The sequence below is a fragment of the Stenotrophomonas sp. genome (genome assembly GCF_050737075.1).
Taxonomy (GTDB): domain Bacteria; phylum Pseudomonadota; class Gammaproteobacteria; order Xanthomonadales; family Xanthomonadaceae; genus Stenotrophomonas.
In genome coordinates this window covers 1-15128 of the sequence record NZ_JBOHXV010000060.1, presented here as the reverse complement: position 1 = coordinate 15128, position 15128 = coordinate 1, and the positions used below count along the sequence as shown (strand labels likewise).

The window sequence follows — 15128 nt, the reverse complement described above, 5'->3', positions numbered from 1 at the left end:
TTGTTCCCCAAGTGATGCCCGCAGTGTAGTGCCGTGCCCGTGTCAGCGTGAAGCATCCTCCACGCCGTCTGTCGCCCAGCTGCAACGCTCAGTCGATTCGGACCACGGTACGACCCAGCGAACTCCCTGCAAGCATGCCTTCAAACGCCGTCGCCAGCGCGTCAAGGCCGATCTCGCGGGTGCAGATTGCGTCCAAGTGTCGCGGCTTCCAGTCGCCGCCCAGCTTCTCCCACACCTGCTCGCGCAGCGCGCGCGGCGCGGACGACGACGACACCCCCAGCAGCGACACGCCGCGGATGATGAAGGGCATCACCGTCATGTCCAGCGCCGGGCTGGCGGCCAGGCCGGCGCTGACCACGCTGCCGTAGGGCACCGTCTGGGCCAGTAGGCTGGCCAGCATCGGGCCGCCGGCGTTGTCCAGGCCGCCGCCGAAGCGCGCCGATTCCATCGGGCGGGCGGTGGCCAGCGTGTCGCGCGGCAACACCTCGCGGGCGCCCAGTCCGCGCAGGTAGGCGGCCTGTTCGGCCTTGCCGCTGATCGCGTGCACCTCGAACCCGGCGCGGCTGAAGATGTCCACCGCCAGCGATCCCACCCCGCCGGTGGCCCCGGTGACCGCCAGCGGGCCGTGTTCCGGGGTCAGGCGGTTGTCCACCATGCGCAGCAGCGCCAGGGCGGCAGTGAAGCCGGCCGTGCCCATGATCATCGCCTCGCGGGCACTCAGCGCGGCCGGCCGCGCGATCACCGCGCTGGATTCCAGCCGCACGTACTGGCTGTAGCCGCCGTCGCGGGTCTCGCTCAGCCCGCAGCCGGTGGCCAGCACCGCATCGCCCTCGCGCCAGGCCGGGTCGGTCGAGGCCACTACCGTGCCAGCCACGTCAATCCCGCCCACCAGCGGGAAGCGGCGCAGGATCCGCCCCTCGCCGGTGCCGGCCAGCGCGTCCTTGTAGTTCACCGACGACCATTCCGCACGGACCAGCACCTGGCCCGGGTTGAGCTGGTCCAGCCCGATCTGCTCCAGGCCGCTGCGATGGCCCTGCTCGTCCTGGTAGATGCGGAAAGCGGTAAAGCGGTCGGGGAGGGCCATGGGGCTGCCTTGGGGGTGGGGGCGTCCACCTTACCGCGCGGGTATGAATCGCGCCCTGTGACCTGTTGCCCCTTCCAATCCTGCCGATCCGCCCCATCTAGTAGAATCGGGCGGGATTCAACGGTTGACGGTGCGGGACTGGCCCGCAGGCAACCTTTACTGATGGAGCGTGCATGGCCTGGAACACACCCGGCGGCAACAAGGGCGGACAAGGCCCCGACGATAATCGACGGGGGCCGTTTGGTCCTCGCGGTGGTAGCGGCGGCGGTGGTTGGGGCGGATTGCCCGGACCGCTGAAGGACCTGTTCGATGGCGGCATCCTGCGTTGGGTGGCGGTGGCAGTCGTTCTGCTGCTGCTGTTCTCCAGCTTCCAGCTGATCGGCGAACAGCAACGCGGCGTGGTGCTGCGCTTCGGCCAGTTCTCGCGGATCCTGCAGCCGGGCCCGAACTTCAAGCTGCCCTGGCCGATCGAGTCGGTGACCAAGGTCAACGCGACCCAGATCAAGACCTTCAACAGCGAAGTGCCGGTGCTGACCCGCGACGAGAACATCGTGCGCGTCTCGCTCAACGTGCAGTACCGCATTGATGACCCGCGTCTGTACCTGTTCGGCTCGGTCGATGCCAACCAGGTGCTGGAGCAGGCCGCGCAGAGCGCCGTGCGCGAACAGGTCGGCCGTGCCGATCTCAACGCCGTGCTCAACAACCGCGGCCCGCTGGCCGTGATCGCGCAGGAACGTCTGCAGGCCGCGCTCAAGGCCTACCGCACCGGCCTGGTCGTGACCGGCCTGACCCTGCCCGATGCCCGTCCGCCGGAAGAGGTCAAGCCGGCCTTCGACGAGGTCAACGGTGCCCAGCAGGTCAAGGAACGCCTGATCAACGAAGCCCAGGCCTACGCGGCCAAGGTCGTGCCCGAAGCGCGTGGCCAGGCCTCGCGTGCCCGCACCACCGCCGAAGGCTTCAAGCAGGCGGCCGTGGCCCGCGCACAGGGTGACGCCGAGCGCTTCAGCCTGCTGCAGGCCCAGTACAAGAACGCACCGGAAGTCACCCGCAAGCGCCTGTGGCTGGAAACCGTGGAAACCGTGCTGAAGGAAAACCGCAAAGTCATCGGCGGCGATGGCCGTCAGCTGATCTACGTGCCGATGCCCGACAACCGCGCCGCGCCGGCCACCGGCAGTGCCACCCCGCTGGTGACCCCGGAAGTGATGATGCCGTCGCTGCCGGCCAGCACGCCGGTGGATGGCGTGCGCAACCCCGAGCGCCCGACCACGCGACCGACCGGTCGTGAAGGAGCCATCCGATGAAGAGTTCCGTGTGGATCGGCCTGGCCGTTGCCGCCCTGCTGGCCCTGCTGGGGTCGGTGTACGTGGTCCGTGAGGACCAGACCGCCATGGTGCTGAACCTGGGCAAGGTGGTCCGTTCCGACATCAAGCCGGGCCTGCACTTCAAGGTGCCGCTGGTGGAATCGGTGCGCGTGTTCGACCGTCGCTTTCAGGTGCTGTCCACCGCGCCGGCCCGTTACTTCACCGCCGAGCAGAAGGACGTCAGCGTCGACTTCTTCGCCATTGGCTACATCTCCGACGTGCGTGCGTACTACCGCGCCACCGGCGGCGATGCCAGCGTGGCCTCGGCGCGCCTGGCACCGATCATCACCGACTCGCTGCGCAACCAGATCAACTCGCGTTCGTTGCAGCAGCTGGTGTCCGGCGACCGCAGCGAGCTGATTGCCGGCCAGCTGACCGGCATCAACGAGGCGGTCAAGGGCCTGGGCATGCAGATCATCGACCTGCGCATCAAGCAGATCGACCTGCCGACCGACAGCCAGGTGATCAACGACGTGTACGAGCGCATGCGCGCCCAGCGCAAGCAGGAAGCCGCCAAGCTGCGCGCCGAGGGTGAGGAGCAGTCGCTCACCATCCGCGCCCAGGCCGATCGCGAGAGCACCGTGATCGTGGCCGAGGCCGAACGCGACGCCCAGCGCCTGCGTGGTGCCGGCGACGCCGAAGCCGCCCGGATCTACGGCGAGGCCGGTTCGGCCGACCCGTCGTTCTACTCGTTCTACCGCAGTCTGGAGGCCTACCGCAGCTCCATGACCGACGGTAACGGCGTGATCGTGCTGGACAAGAACGACCCGTTCCTGCAGTACCTCAAGAACGACCGCTGACCGCCGGTTGAATCCGCCACCCTCCGGGGTGGCGGGCGACCCCGGAAACCCGGATAATGCACAAAAGCCGGACGGGCCTCCCCGTTCGGCTTTTTCCGTGTCTGGGCCTGCCTTCGCCGACCGCTCCCCGATTGGAGCCGTCACCCCCGCGATGACCGGTCCTGCTACGGTTTACCCGTCCGCGGCCCCGATGGCCGCAACAATTCGAGGAGCCCGTCATGGGTCAGTCTGTCGTAGTGCTTGGTGCCCAGTGGGGCGATGAAGGCAAGGGCAAGATCGTCGATCTGCTTACCGAGGAAATCGGTGCCGTAGTGCGTTTCCAGGGCGGCCACAATGCCGGCCACACGCTTGTCATCAATGGCAAGAAGACCGTGCTGCACCTCATTCCGTCCGGCATCCTGCGTGAAGACGCGCTGTGCCTGATCGGCAACGGCGTGGTGATCTCCCCGGCGGCCCTGCAGAAGGAAATCGCCGAGCTGGAAACCTCCGGCGTGGAAGTGCGTTCGCGCCTGAAGATCTCCCCGGCCGCGCCGCTGATCATGCCGTACCACATCGCCCTGGACCAGGCGCGCGAACGCGCTGCCGGCGGCAAGGCGATCGGCACCACCGGCCGTGGCATCGGCCCGGCGTATGAAGACAAGGTGGCGCGTCGCGGCATCCGCATCGCCGACCTGCACTACCCGAAGCAGCTGGAAGAACTCCTGCGCACCGCGCTGGATTACCACAACTTCGTGCTGACCAAGTACCTCAACACCGACGCCATCGACTTCCAGAAGACCTACGACGAAGCCCTGGCGTTCGGCGAATACGTCGAGCCGATGAAGTCCGACGTGGCCGGCATCCTGCACGACCTGCGCAAGCAGGGTAAGCGCGTGCTGTTCGAAGGCGCGCAGGGTGCGCTGCTGGACATCGACCACGGCACCTACCCCTACGTGACCAGCTCCAACACCACCGTCGGCGGCGCGCTGGCCGGTGCGGGCGTGGGCGCGGACGCGATCGACTACGTGCTCGGCATCGCCAAGGCCTATGCCACCCGCGTCGGTGGCGGCCCGTTCCCGACCGAACTGGACGACGAAGTCGGCCAGGGCATCCGTGACCGTGGCGCCGAGTACGGCGCGTCGACCGGCCGTCCGCGTCGTTGCGGCTGGATGGACATCGTCGCGCTCAAGCGCGCCGTGGCCATCAACGGCATCAGCGGCCTGTGCATCACCAAGCTGGACGTGCTGGACGGCATGGAAAAGCTGAAGATCTGCATCGCCTACGAATACCGTGGCAAGCGTACCGAGTACGCCCCGCTGGACGCGCAGGGCTGGGAAGAGTGCACCCCGGTGTACCTGGAGTTCCCGGGCTGGAACGAAAACACCCACGGCATCACCGAATGGGACAAGCTGCCGGCCGCCGCCCGCGCTTACCTGCGCGCCCTGGAAGAGCTGGCCGGCTGCCCGATCAGCATCGTCTCCACCGGCCCGGACCGCGACCACACCATGGTCCTGCAGGACCCGTTCGCCTAAGCCAACGGTAGCGCCGGGCTCTGCCCGGCAGGCTGAAACGGCGTAGCGCCGGGCTCTGCCCGGCAAACCAGAAGCCCCGCGAAAGCGGGGCTTCTGCGTTCTCGCCTCGGCATTGAACCTACCCATATTGGGCATTACTATGCCCAATATGGGTATCAAATCCGTCGCCGCCACCCCCGCTCCGTCAGGCAACCGCCTGGCCGATGCACTTTTCACCCAAACCCAGCAACGGGTATTGGGCCTGCTGTTTGGCCAGCCCACCCGCGACTTCGCCGTTTCAGAACTTATCGCGGCCAGCGGTGGCGGTTCTGGCGCCATCCAGCGCGAGCTCGCCAAACTCATCGGTGCGGGGCTGCTCACGGTCCGCCCGTCGGCCAACCAGCGGCGCTATCAAGCCAATCCGGATGCACCGGTCCACGACGAACTCGTTTCCATCATCCGTAAAACCATCGGACTGGCCGGCCCGCTTCAAGACGCGCTGCAGCCTGTTGCCGAGCAGATCGCATTCGCCTTCGTCTACGGGTCAGTGGCCAAGCGCACCGACACCCCGAGCAGCGACATCGACCTGATGATCGTGTCCAACACGTTGGGCTACGCCGACGTGATGCAGCGCTTGGACGCACCGCAGCAGGTGCTGGGACGTCCGATCAACCCCACGCTCTATACACGCGGTGAATTCAATGCGCGCATTCACGATGAAAATTCCTTCTTGATGCGTGTGCTGGCGCAGCCGAAGATCTGGGTGATCGGAGATCAGGAGGATTTGATCGTGTACTAGGAGCCTCAAGGAATGAGGCTCTTCGTAAATCAGGTCTAATCAACTATCGAACATCACCCGAGCCGTTGAACTGTCGAGCTAGATGCGTTGCATAGTTGTCAGACATCCCGCTCACAAAATCCATAACTCGCATGAGCGCTAGATACTCACGCGTGGGTCCATCATGGTCGTGTTCGTGGACCCGCGGGTCGAAGGTATTCTTCCCGATGAGGTCGAGCGCGCGTTTGGACTTGTAATCCTTCTCATGCTCATTTCTAGCAAAATTCACTGCGGCGTTGCAGAGAACGTCAAGAATTGTTGCGAGCGTATTGTACGCTCCGATCTCCAGCTCAACTTTTCTCGGATGCTGGAAGACGCGAGATTTGGCAAGATCCTTAGCGCTCTTAACGCAGGCTTTAACGGCAGGCGAACACTTGCTGAGGAGGTCGTCAATGTTGCCGCTGAGGATTTCCTTTTCATTGGAGATGAACGCGTTCGCGCCAGCATCAACAAACGAAGAAATGATCTTTCCTCGAACCAAGGGGGGTCTGCGCCCGGGTCTTAGATCCTTGAGCTCTTTTGACAAGCCATCAATCTTGGTTTCGTCAAGGATCGGTCTGATAACTTCAAAAACTTCATCCCACTTTAGAATGCCCATCTCGATACCATCCTCGAGATCCAGGAGCGCGTAGCAGAAGTCGTCAGACATCTCCATCAAGTGCGCGAGCGGGTGACGGCAGTACCAGTCATCACCTTTGCTAATTAGGCCGGTGTGGGTTGCCACCTCTTTGAATATATCTGCCTCTGAGCGGTAGATTCCATACTTGTTCTTCTTGGGCCGCTTGCCGTTTGCAGCATCTGCCGATGTCCACGGGTACTTGATGAAAGTGCCGAGTGACGCATAGGTAAGTCGCATTCCGCCATCATATACATGGTACTCGGAGGTCGTGAGGACCCTGAATCCTTGCGCGTTGCCCTCGAAGGAAAGAAGGTCTGCAGCCTCCTGCGGCCCTAGACCCTCAAGGATCGACCCGGAATCGTTCTGGAACCAATGTCTGATGGCCTCTTCACCAGTGTGGCCAAAAGGCGGGTTTCCAATATCATGAGCAAGGCACGCCGTTTGCACGATGTCGCCGATATCCGCCGCAGTGAAGTTGTCGGGCACCTTCTTGTGCTTCACTAAGTCATGGCCAACTCTCATGCCCAACGTTCTTCCTACGCAGGCTACTTCCAAGCTATGAGTTAGTCGATTGTGTACATGATCATTGGTTGCCAGCGGATGGACCTGCGTCTTTCTGGCCAAGCGTCTAAATGAGCCAGAAAAAATGACCTTGTCGTGGTCCGAATTGAACGGTGAGCGACCATCTTCGACCTTGGCATCCCTTTGGCCAAGTCTTGTGGAATTAAGTAGCTGATCCCATTGCATCATCCTAATGCCCCCTGTTTCGTTTGAGTTAGCCATCCGAATCGCCCAGCTTCTAGGCGATACTACTTAATCCTAACTCAAAATTAATTCCAGGGTCGAATCGCTCATTCTGCCGCGGGCATCGAGCTAATCAGGTCATATGCTTTGCGTGCTCGATTGCCGCATTGCGGGCATTTGGCCGGCTGGCGACACAACTACTCAGTGCAGCTTGGCCAGCCGAGACAGCAGGAACCAGGCCGTCAGCAACGCCAGGCAGCAGAACAGACTCAAGGAATAATCGACCGCGGCCAGTGCGAATAGCGCGAATGGGCGGTTCGCAATCTGCTTCCCGGATCGCCATATCCCAGCCGCCACAAGGAGCGATATCACGGCGGTGCAGTACAGCAGGGCAAGGGCATCTGGCAGCCACTGTGCGTGCAGTGCAGTTACACCCGGATTTCGTGGCCCGTAGCTCGGCAGATGCGCTACCGGAAACGCCTGCAGCAATTGGCTGATGTGGCCGTCGGTCAGCAGTAGTGCGCAGCCTGGATACGTACAGTAAAAGTGCAATGATGCGCTTCAACCAATGTCGCTCATGTTCCGGACAGTGCTGTGGCCACAGCATCGTCATTCTCTACGCGCTGTATGCGGCCGTTCTCGATCTTCCAGATCGCGTCTTCGCCGGTGGCCACAAACATCGGCGTGCGTGCCCACAGGCTCCAGTACACATGCACCTCGGTGGGCGTGGGATCCAGCAGATGCGTGACCATCATGCCCACCACTTTGGTGCGTTGTGCAGGCGGCGCGCGGCCCAGCTGGATGCAGCTTCGGGTGAAGCCACGGCTGGCGGTGATCTTTCCGCCGGCGATGTCCATCCGGTGGCTGCCGCCCAATGGCACCACATTCGGCAGGGTAGTGCCCGGCAGCAGGTACACGGCCCAGCGGTCATCGCCTTCGGGCAGCACCACGCTGTTGTAGTTCTTGGCGCATTGCATGACCTGCGCGGTCATCGCCAGCGCACGGGCTGCGGCGGCGCCAGCTTCGTAGGCGCTCAGCGGCGCCGGTTCGGCCAGCACCTCCACCTTTCCGATCAGCGTGCCGTCCGGCGTCATCTCGGCGCGGTACAGCACCGCCGGCGTCGCGTCGATGTAGCTCACGCGGAAGCGCCCGTCATGTTCTTCGGTGATCCAGCCGCGCACGCGCTTGTCTTTGCGGAACGCACGATGCTGCGCGACGATGGCATCGGTCGCGCGCTCGGCAGCCAGGTCATGCAGGAAGATCGCCTGGCCTACGCGCTCCGCGCGCGACAGGGCGGCGGCGGTGTCTGCCGCGCTTAATGGCGGCGGTGGAGCTGGGGCCGTGTCACCCGCGTGCGCGGTGGAGCAGGCCAGCAACAGGGTCGCGAGCAGCAGGCAGCGAAGGGACATGGGCGCTCCGGTCAGCGCATTTCGAAGGATGACTGCAAGGGCAGGGTGACGTTGCGGTTGTTGTCCCGCACCGTGATGGCGACCTTCCAGGTTCCCTTGGGATCGCCGGCTTCGGCCGTGAACTTCACGCCGATCGAGGTCAGGTACACCAGCCGCGGATCCATTTCCAACGGGGTGACGAAGCAGGGCAGGTCATGCTCGTCGCCGCTCAGGCTGCCGTCCGGTCGGGTGAGCCGCACGTCGCAGCGCACATTGGTCATGCCCTTGTCGTCGAGCTTGGGATTGACGACGAAGGACAGGATGTACAGGTCGCCACCCTCCTTGACCTCGGTGGCAGGTTCAAACTGCGGCGCCACATCGGGCGGGGTTTCCCACTTTTGCTGCCAGTTCGGATCGGCGGTGATCAGGATTGACGCCGAAAAATCGCCGACGGTCTGCGTGGCCAACGTGTCCGGCAGCAGGTTGCCCTGTGCATCACGAACACCCGGCTGGGCCAGGGCGGTCAATGGCATCAACATGGCCAGCAAGGCCAGCGCGCGTATGGATTTCATTCGGTGTGGCTCCCTGACCGCGTCCTGCGGTGATGGCCGAGTATCGCCGATCCACCGCACAGGCCGTCAAGGCGGTGCCTGCGTGGCGGTGCCGGGAGTTCCGGCACCGCCCCTTGGCAGCGGCCTATCGGGCCGCCGCTGCCGCTCCCTGCTGGACGCAGGTGCGGCGGTTGCCGGTGCAGCGCGGGCTTTCCGCACGGTCAGCCGTCGCGCCACTCATGCCGGCGCCGGCCTTGCCTGCACCGCCGTAGGTCAGGCGCAGCCCGACGCTGCTGGCACTGCTGGAACCGCGCGTCTGTTCATGGCCGAACAGCACCGACAGCAACCAGCCGCGTTGCAGGCGCACGTCCATGCCTGCGCCGATCGACAGCGCATGATCGTTGTAGCTGCGCATGTCCAGGCGATAGTCGTCGGCACGCGGTGCGGTCACGTAGTTCAGGTAGGCCTGGCCCTTGTCGTCGATCGCCTCGCGGTATTCCAGGTTCCAGAACGGGCGCACGCGGCTGTTGGCATCGGCCGGCAGGAAGCTGCCTTCCAGGCCCAGCGCCACGGCGCTGTTCTCCACCTGCTGGCGGCGGTACACCAGGTCGTAGCTGTCCAGCCCGGTTTCCTGGTACGCATCCAGCGTGGTGCGGCTGGCTTCAATGCGGCCGTAGCCCGTCAGCACCATGCCCTCACCGCGATGCTCGTAGCCGAACGACACCGAGCCGAACCACTGGTCGCCATCGCGGCTGCCACGCCCGAAGGCGGCAACCTCCTGGCTCCAGCGGCGCGTGGTGAAGTCCAGCGCACCGGTGGCGATCACGCCGTCCACGAACACGTGCTCACCGGCGCGCCACAGACCGTACGCGGCCAGTGAACGCTGGCGTGCCTGCACGCGGGAATCGCCGGCCTCCAAGTCGCTGTCGTTGCGTGCCACGCTGCCGGCCACGCCCAGCAGCAGCTGTTCGCCCAGTGCATGGTCCACACCGACCGTGAGGCCGTCGGAATCGAAGTCATAGCTGCTGCGGCGGTCACCCTTGCCGAAGGTGGCGGTACCGGCGGCCCACATGCCCCAGCCGGCCGGCAATGCCGGCGCGCCGGTGGCCGAGAGCGGCACCGTCATACCCTGGCGGCGTTCGTCACCGGCGTAGTTCAACGCCAGCTGGTTGCTGGAGGCATTGCCACCGCTGCGCACCTGGCGCAGGCGGTCGCGGATGTTGCCCTGCTGGGCACTGGCGAAACGCACGCTGGCGTCCACCTGTGCCTGCAGGCCGGCCACCACGCCCGGGTCGCGGGTCGGGTCGGGGCGCGCGGTGACGCTCAGCTGCAACTGCGCGCTGGCGGCGGTGAAGCTGCCGGCCGCGGCCTGGGTCACGGTGATGACCGTGCTGCCTTCGCCCACCAGCGTCACCGTGCGGCCCTGCACGCTGGCCACGGCGGTGTTGCTGCTGCTGTAGCTGAAAGCGCCCTGGCTGGGGCTGCGCGGATCGACCAGCTCGAAGGCGGTCTCACCGAGCATCTTGTTCAGCGCCTGCACCCACTCCAGCGTCGGCACGGCCGCGCTGATATCCACGTCGTAGCTCTGCGCGGTCGCGGCCAGGTACTGCGCGTTGCCCTGCTGGGTGGCGCTGAGCGAGCAGCGCCCGGAGGCGAGCATGCTCACGGTGCCGCCCTGCACGCTGCACACGGTGGGCGTGGTGGTGGTGAACACCACCGGGTTGCCCGACGCGCCGCCGCTTGCGCTGACCGCGAACTGGCCGCCCTCGCTGTACACCGGGGCGGTCGGGTTGGCGGCAAAGCCGGTGATCTGCTGCTCGCCTGCGGCGACCACCAGTTCATAGGTGGCGGTGGCGGTGTAGCCGTTGGCGTCCTTTACTTCGACGACAAAGCCGTACGTGCCCGTCGCCGTCGGCGTGCCGCTCAGGGTGCCGGTCGCGCCCAGCGTCACGCCTGCCGGCAGTGCACCGGACGCCAGGCGGAACGCATAGGGCGCCGCGCCACCGGTCACCTGCAGCGGCTGGTTGTACTGCGCGGCGTTGATGGTCTGCGGCAGTGCCGCCAGCGCGAATGCGATCTGCGGTGCGGCCACCTGCAGCGTGTACGGGCGCAGCACGGTGTACGGGCCGTCGCCGGTGCTGCTGTCGGTGATGCTGATGTTGAAGGTGTAGGTGCCGGCCGTGGTCGGCGCGCCACTCAGTTCGCCGGTGGGACTCAACGCCATGCCGGCCGGTAGCGTGCCCACCACCACGTAGGTGTAGGGGGCGGCGCCGCCGCTGACCGGCAACGGCTGCGCATAGGCCGCGCCTGCGGTGGCCGGCGGCGGGGTGCCCGGATCCAGCGACAGGTTCGGCGGCGACACGGTCAGGCTCACCGTGGCGGGCGCCGACGTCAGGTTGCCGTCGGTGATCTGATAGACGAACTGGTCCGGGCCGCCATAGCCCGCCAGGGGCGCGTAGCGGGCCTGCAGGCCGTTGAACGTCAGCGTGCCGTGGCTCGGCGGGGTGACCACGATGACCTGGGTGGGCAGGCCGCTGTAGTCCAGCGTGAGCGTGGTGGCCGTGCCGTAGGCCAGCGTGCTGCTGGACGGGCGCGTCTCCAGGGCATCGGCGGCGACGGCTGCATTGGAGGCGTCCGAAGGCGCGCTGTTGCCCGCCGCGTTGATGGCCACCACGGTAAACGTGTACGACTGACCCGTGGTCAGCCCCGTGACCGCCACCGGACTACCGTTGCCGGTGGCCACGATGTTGCCCGGGGACGACGTGACCTGGTACTGGGTGATCGCCGCGCCGCCGTTGCTGGCCGGCACATTGAAGTCCACGCGGATCTCACCGGTGCCCGAGGGGGTAGCGGTAACCCGGGTCGGCGCGCCCGCGGCCACCGCATCGACGGTGAACTGCTGGCTGACCTGCATGGCGGGCAGGAAACTGGTGTTGCCTGCCTGGTCGGCACGGATGATGCAGCTGCCCGCGCTGGCGAAGGTGAGTACCCCCCCGCTGCTGACGCTGCACACCGAAGGCGTGCCCGTTGAGAACGTAGGCGACAGACCCGAGTTGCTGCTGGCCGACAGCGTCGGGCTGGTGCCGAAGGTCTGCGTGCCTGGGTTGTTGAAGGTGATCGTCTGCCGGGCGGCGGGGGTGAACGCATCGCTGGGCGACGACGCCACGCTGGTACCGGCGCTGTTGGTGGCGGTCACCGTGATCGTATACGCGACCCCATTGTCCAGACCGGTCAGCTGCTGCGGGCTGCTGCCGCTCAAGACCCACAGTCCGCCCGGACTGGCGGTCGCGGTATAGGTGTTGATCACGGCGCCCCCATCGCTGGCCGGTGCAGTGAATCGCACCACCACGCCCCCATCGATGGCGGCAACGCTGGTGATTGTCGGCGCGCCCGGCGCCACCGCGTTCACCGTGAACGTCTGGCTGACCGACCCGGCCGGTTCGACGGACGCGCTGCCCGCCTGGTTCGCCACGATCACGCAGGAGCCTGCGCGGATGAAGGTCAGCGCGCCGCCGCTGGTGATGGTGCATACCGCCGTTGCGCTGCTGCTGAAGGTGACCGGCAGGCCCGAGCTGGCCGTGGCCGACAGGGTGGGCTGGGTGCCGAAGTCCTGCGCGCCGGGATTATTGAACGTGATGGACTGGGACACGCGCGGCGTCACCGGCGCGGACGCCGCCGAGGGCCCGCTGGTGCCGGTGTTGTTGGTCGCGCTCACGGTGAAGGTGTACGTGGTGCCGTTGGTCAGCCCGGTGAAGGTCATCGGGCTGCCGGGCCCATTCAACGTGGCGCCACCCGGCGATGCGGTGAGCGTGTAGCCGGTGATTGGCGAGCCGCCGTCACTGGCCGGTGCAGAGAAGCTCACCACGACCTGGCCGGCGCTCGGCGTGACGCCGGTGATGGTCGGCGCACCCGGCGCAACGGGAATCAACACGGTGTGCGTCGTGCCCGCGGTGTAACCGGGGGTGGGATTGCTGCCTGCGTCCACGATGTCATTGGACGACTTGAGGTCCACCCTGAGCGTGCCCGAGCCGGTGATGCTGCCCACGTTTACGGTGTACGTGGTGCCAGAGCCGCTGACGGAGGACAGGACGCCCGTGGCATTGCCGCTCGTAGTGATCAGCAGGAAGTCGTCGACGGTCACGTTGGTGACGGCTTCGCTGAACGTCACCGTGAAATCCACGTTGGTCGCCGCAGCGGCCGGGCTGTTGGCCGGGGCGATGCTGGTCACCGTGGCGGCGACGTTGTCCACCACGTTGACCACGAAGCTCTGCTCGAAGGTGCCGCCGGCATCATCGGTGGTGCGCACGCGCACGCTGTAGTTGCCGGCCGGCAGCGATGCGGGGCTGTTGGCGCGCAGCACGTTGCCGACGATGTTGAAGGAGGCGTTGTTGGTGGAGCCCGTGCCGGCAACAAGGGAATAGGTGAAGGTGCTGCCCGGGTCCGCGTCGGTGCTGGTGAGCGTGCCGACCGCCGCATTCGCGCCGCCGCTTTGCATCACGCTGGTGTTGCTCAGGTTGATGGCGGTGGGCGGGCTGTTGGTGAACGTCACGTCCAGGTCGTTGACCGCGTGCCAGGACGTCATGCCATTGGCACCTCCGCCGCTGATCACCACGCGCACATCGTCCACCTGATCGAATGCGGCAGGCAGCGAAATCTGCATCCGAGTCGTGGAGTTGGCTGGCCACACGAACGTGTAGCTCGCGCCGGACACGGCACTGCCGGCGCGGTAGCCCCGGATGCGGATGTTCGCGTCGCTGGTTTCGCCCCAGTTGTAATACATCAGCGATTTCAAGGCGAACACGCGGGCGTTGGACGACTTTATCGCCATGCCGTAATAGCCATCATTATCTTCGTGAGTCACCGCCCTCAGTGATGGGTCACCGGTGAAGAAGAACGTCGCGTCATCGCGTAGCGCCACCGTACCAACCGCGCCGCCGCTGTCGCTGGCCACGTTCATCACCTGCAGGGTGATGCCGGGAATATCGGCCGAACCGGCCTGGCCATCCTGCAGGATCGGCGTCGCCGGTAGGCCGGCCTGGCTGAAGCTGACCACTGCGGCGAGCGCCGACAACGGCGCTGCAATGCCTGCGAGCAGCAACAACGAGAGCACCACCCGCAGGAGCGGGCGGAAAAGGCGTGGTGCGGACATGTGTTCCCCCTGAATCGGTCCGTGAACAACATCCACGAACGTGCATGCGCTGGCATGCGCGCGGCCGCGGATTTCCTGGTGACAAAAGATTGACGTTTGGTCGGCGGACCCGACCTGGACTACGGCACTACGGTGCTGCAATGGCGTGCTTGGCACGCGTTCCCCGCCTGCAGGCCAATAACGGCAGCCTCGGCTGGCGCGATTCTAGCGGTTTTGAGAGCTGCGTCACCTTATTTCGGTGGCGCGGATTTCAACTCTGGGAGATGCAAGGGGTGTGCCAGAGAGGTCGCGGTTTGCTGGTTCAGTCTTGATGCGTCGAATCGTTAGCGGCGACCTACTGAAGCAAACTATCCGTTAGGTAAGAACGATTTCACACTTGGCAGGCAAGGGTGCAGTGTGCCCCGCTGCGGCATCAACGCCTCAGTTGCGAGTCAACCAATGAAGATGCTTATGCCTGGTGACAGGAAGCGGGCCCTCTGCCATCGCGATGGCAGAGTCACAGTGGTTTTCGTTCAGCGGGATGTGCCATTCCGCGATCGGCAGGGCGTTGCACGAAACGTGCTGATCGGCGCCTGCGAGCTATGCGGTGACGCAATTCTGATTCCGGCGCAGTCCACGCCGGCTATTGCAGCCGCCCGGGAGATGGTCGAGCCGCAACTTGCTGAAGCCTAGGGAGTGAGTAACGTCTGAGATCCCATTCGGCGGCTTGATAGCTCGATTTGAACCGGCTTGGTCAAGGCGATCGACTGATTGCGTGGCTTAATGCGAATACATCGAGAAAAGTCAGATGCGTCAAACAGTAGGGTCCATCAACTAAACCCCGCACATCGGAAGAAACAAGCGACTTCTCATTGTCTGCATGTTCGCGCATGGTGTGGCCCGGAGACTGAAATCTCGCACTAGAGGATGACCCTACCCCCCCTCGCCATCTTGGCAAGGGAGATCTTCTGTTGGAGGTTGCATATGCATGTTTCCGGATTAGGGATGCTCTGAATAAATCCTCCGGTAGTGCCGGCCGCTGGCCGGCAACCTGAGAGACAATGGCAGCACATGTTGAGGAGCCATCCATGCAGCTGACATTTGGCGACGCCGAGGGCCTGGGCA

General features: G+C 65.1%; 10 protein-coding genes. 4 read left to right on the top strand and 6 right to left on the bottom strand.

Features of this window, described 5'->3' with window-relative positions:
• Window positions 1-88: 88 nt before the first annotated feature.
• Complete coding sequence (locus tag ACREPD_RS14510; protein ID WP_431599968.1) at window positions 89-1084, bottom strand: YhdH/YhfP family quinone oxidoreductase; 996 nt, start codon at window positions 1082-1084, stop codon at window positions 89-91.
• Between the two features lie 173 nt (window positions 1085-1257).
• On the opposite strand from ACREPD_RS14510, the gene hflK reads away from it, so the two are divergent.
• From hflK to ACREPD_RS14490, 4 genes are all read left to right on the top strand, one after another.
• Entirely contained in the window at window positions 1258-2385 is a 1128-nt protein-coding gene (hflK, locus tag ACREPD_RS14505; RefSeq protein WP_431599967.1) for an FtsH protease activity modulator HflK, read from the top strand.
• Window positions 2382-3245, top strand: a complete 864-nt coding sequence (hflC, locus tag ACREPD_RS14500; RefSeq protein WP_431599966.1) for a protease modulator HflC — start codon at window positions 2382-2384, stop codon at window positions 3243-3245. The genes hflK and hflC overlap by 4 nt, the downstream gene beginning before the upstream one ends.
• 218 nt (window positions 3246-3463) lie before the next feature.
• Window positions 3464-4756 (top strand): adenylosuccinate synthase, encoded by a 1293-nt coding sequence (locus tag ACREPD_RS14495; protein ID WP_431599965.1) that lies wholly within the window; start codon window positions 3464-3466, stop codon window positions 4754-4756.
• Between the two features lie 148 nt (window positions 4757-4904).
• Window positions 4905-5534 carry a nucleotidyltransferase domain-containing protein gene (locus tag ACREPD_RS14490; RefSeq protein ID WP_431599964.1) on the top strand — a complete coding sequence of 210 codons (630 nt, stop codon included), beginning with the start codon at window positions 4905-4907 and terminating at the stop codon, window positions 5532-5534.
• Window positions 5535-5577: 43 nt separating this feature from the next.
• On the opposite strand, the gene ACREPD_RS14485 is transcribed toward ACREPD_RS14490, so the two are convergent.
• The 5 genes from ACREPD_RS14485 to ACREPD_RS14465 all read right to left on the bottom strand — a co-directional run bounded on the left by ACREPD_RS14485 (window position 5578) and on the right by ACREPD_RS14465 (window position 14024).
• Entirely contained in the window at window positions 5578-6939 is a 1362-nt protein-coding gene (locus ACREPD_RS14485) for a deoxyguanosinetriphosphate triphosphohydrolase (RefSeq protein WP_431599978.1), read from the bottom strand.
• A gap of 198 nt (window positions 6940-7137) precedes the next feature.
• Complete coding sequence (locus tag ACREPD_RS14480; protein ID WP_431599963.1) at window positions 7138-7488, bottom strand: hypothetical protein; 351 nt, start codon at window positions 7486-7488, stop codon at window positions 7138-7140.
• A 23-nt stretch (window positions 7489-7511) separates the two neighbouring features.
• A complete protein-coding gene (locus ACREPD_RS14475) occupies window positions 7512-8345 on the bottom strand; it encodes a hypothetical protein (protein ID WP_431599962.1) in 834 nt (277 codons plus the stop codon).
• Between the two features lie 11 nt (window positions 8346-8356).
• Window positions 8357-8896 (bottom strand): hypothetical protein, encoded by a 540-nt coding sequence (locus ACREPD_RS14470; RefSeq protein WP_431599961.1) that lies wholly within the window; start codon window positions 8894-8896, stop codon window positions 8357-8359.
• 124 nt (window positions 8897-9020) lie between these two features.
• Window positions 9021-14024, bottom strand: a complete 5004-nt coding sequence (locus ACREPD_RS14465; RefSeq protein ID WP_431599960.1) for an autotransporter domain-containing protein — start codon at window positions 14022-14024, stop codon at window positions 9021-9023.
• Window positions 14025-15128 lie beyond the last annotated feature (1104 nt).

Excerpts from the sequence above, each read along its gene's own strand:
- ACREPD_RS14510 (WP_431599968.1), bottom strand. The coding sequence starts at position 1,084 with ATGGCCCTCCCCGACCGCTTTACCGCTTTCCGCATCTACCAGGACGAG.
- hflK (WP_431599967.1), top strand. The coding sequence starts at position 1,258 with ATGGCCTGGAACACACCCGGCGGCAACAAGGGCGGACAAGGCCCCGAC.
- hflC (WP_431599966.1), top strand. The coding sequence starts at position 2,382 with ATGAAGAGTTCCGTGTGGATCGGCCTGGCCGTTGCCGCCCTGCTGGCC.
- ACREPD_RS14495 (WP_431599965.1), top strand. The coding sequence starts at position 3,464 with ATGGGTCAGTCTGTCGTAGTGCTTGGTGCCCAGTGGGGCGATGAAGGC.
- ACREPD_RS14490 (WP_431599964.1), top strand. The coding sequence starts at position 4,905 with ATGGGTATCAAATCCGTCGCCGCCACCCCCGCTCCGTCAGGCAACCGC.
- ACREPD_RS14485 (WP_431599978.1), bottom strand. The coding sequence starts at position 6,939 with ATGCAATGGGATCAGCTACTTAATTCCACAAGACTTGGCCAAAGGGAT.
- ACREPD_RS14475 (WP_431599962.1), bottom strand. The coding sequence starts at position 8,345 with ATGTCCCTTCGCTGCCTGCTGCTCGCGACCCTGTTGCTGGCCTGCTCC.
- ACREPD_RS14470 (WP_431599961.1), bottom strand. The coding sequence starts at position 8,896 with ATGAAATCCATACGCGCGCTGGCCTTGCTGGCCATGTTGATGCCATTG.
- ACREPD_RS14465 (WP_431599960.1), bottom strand. The coding sequence starts at position 14,024 with ATGTCCGCACCACGCCTTTTCCGCCCGCTCCTGCGGGTGGTGCTCTCG.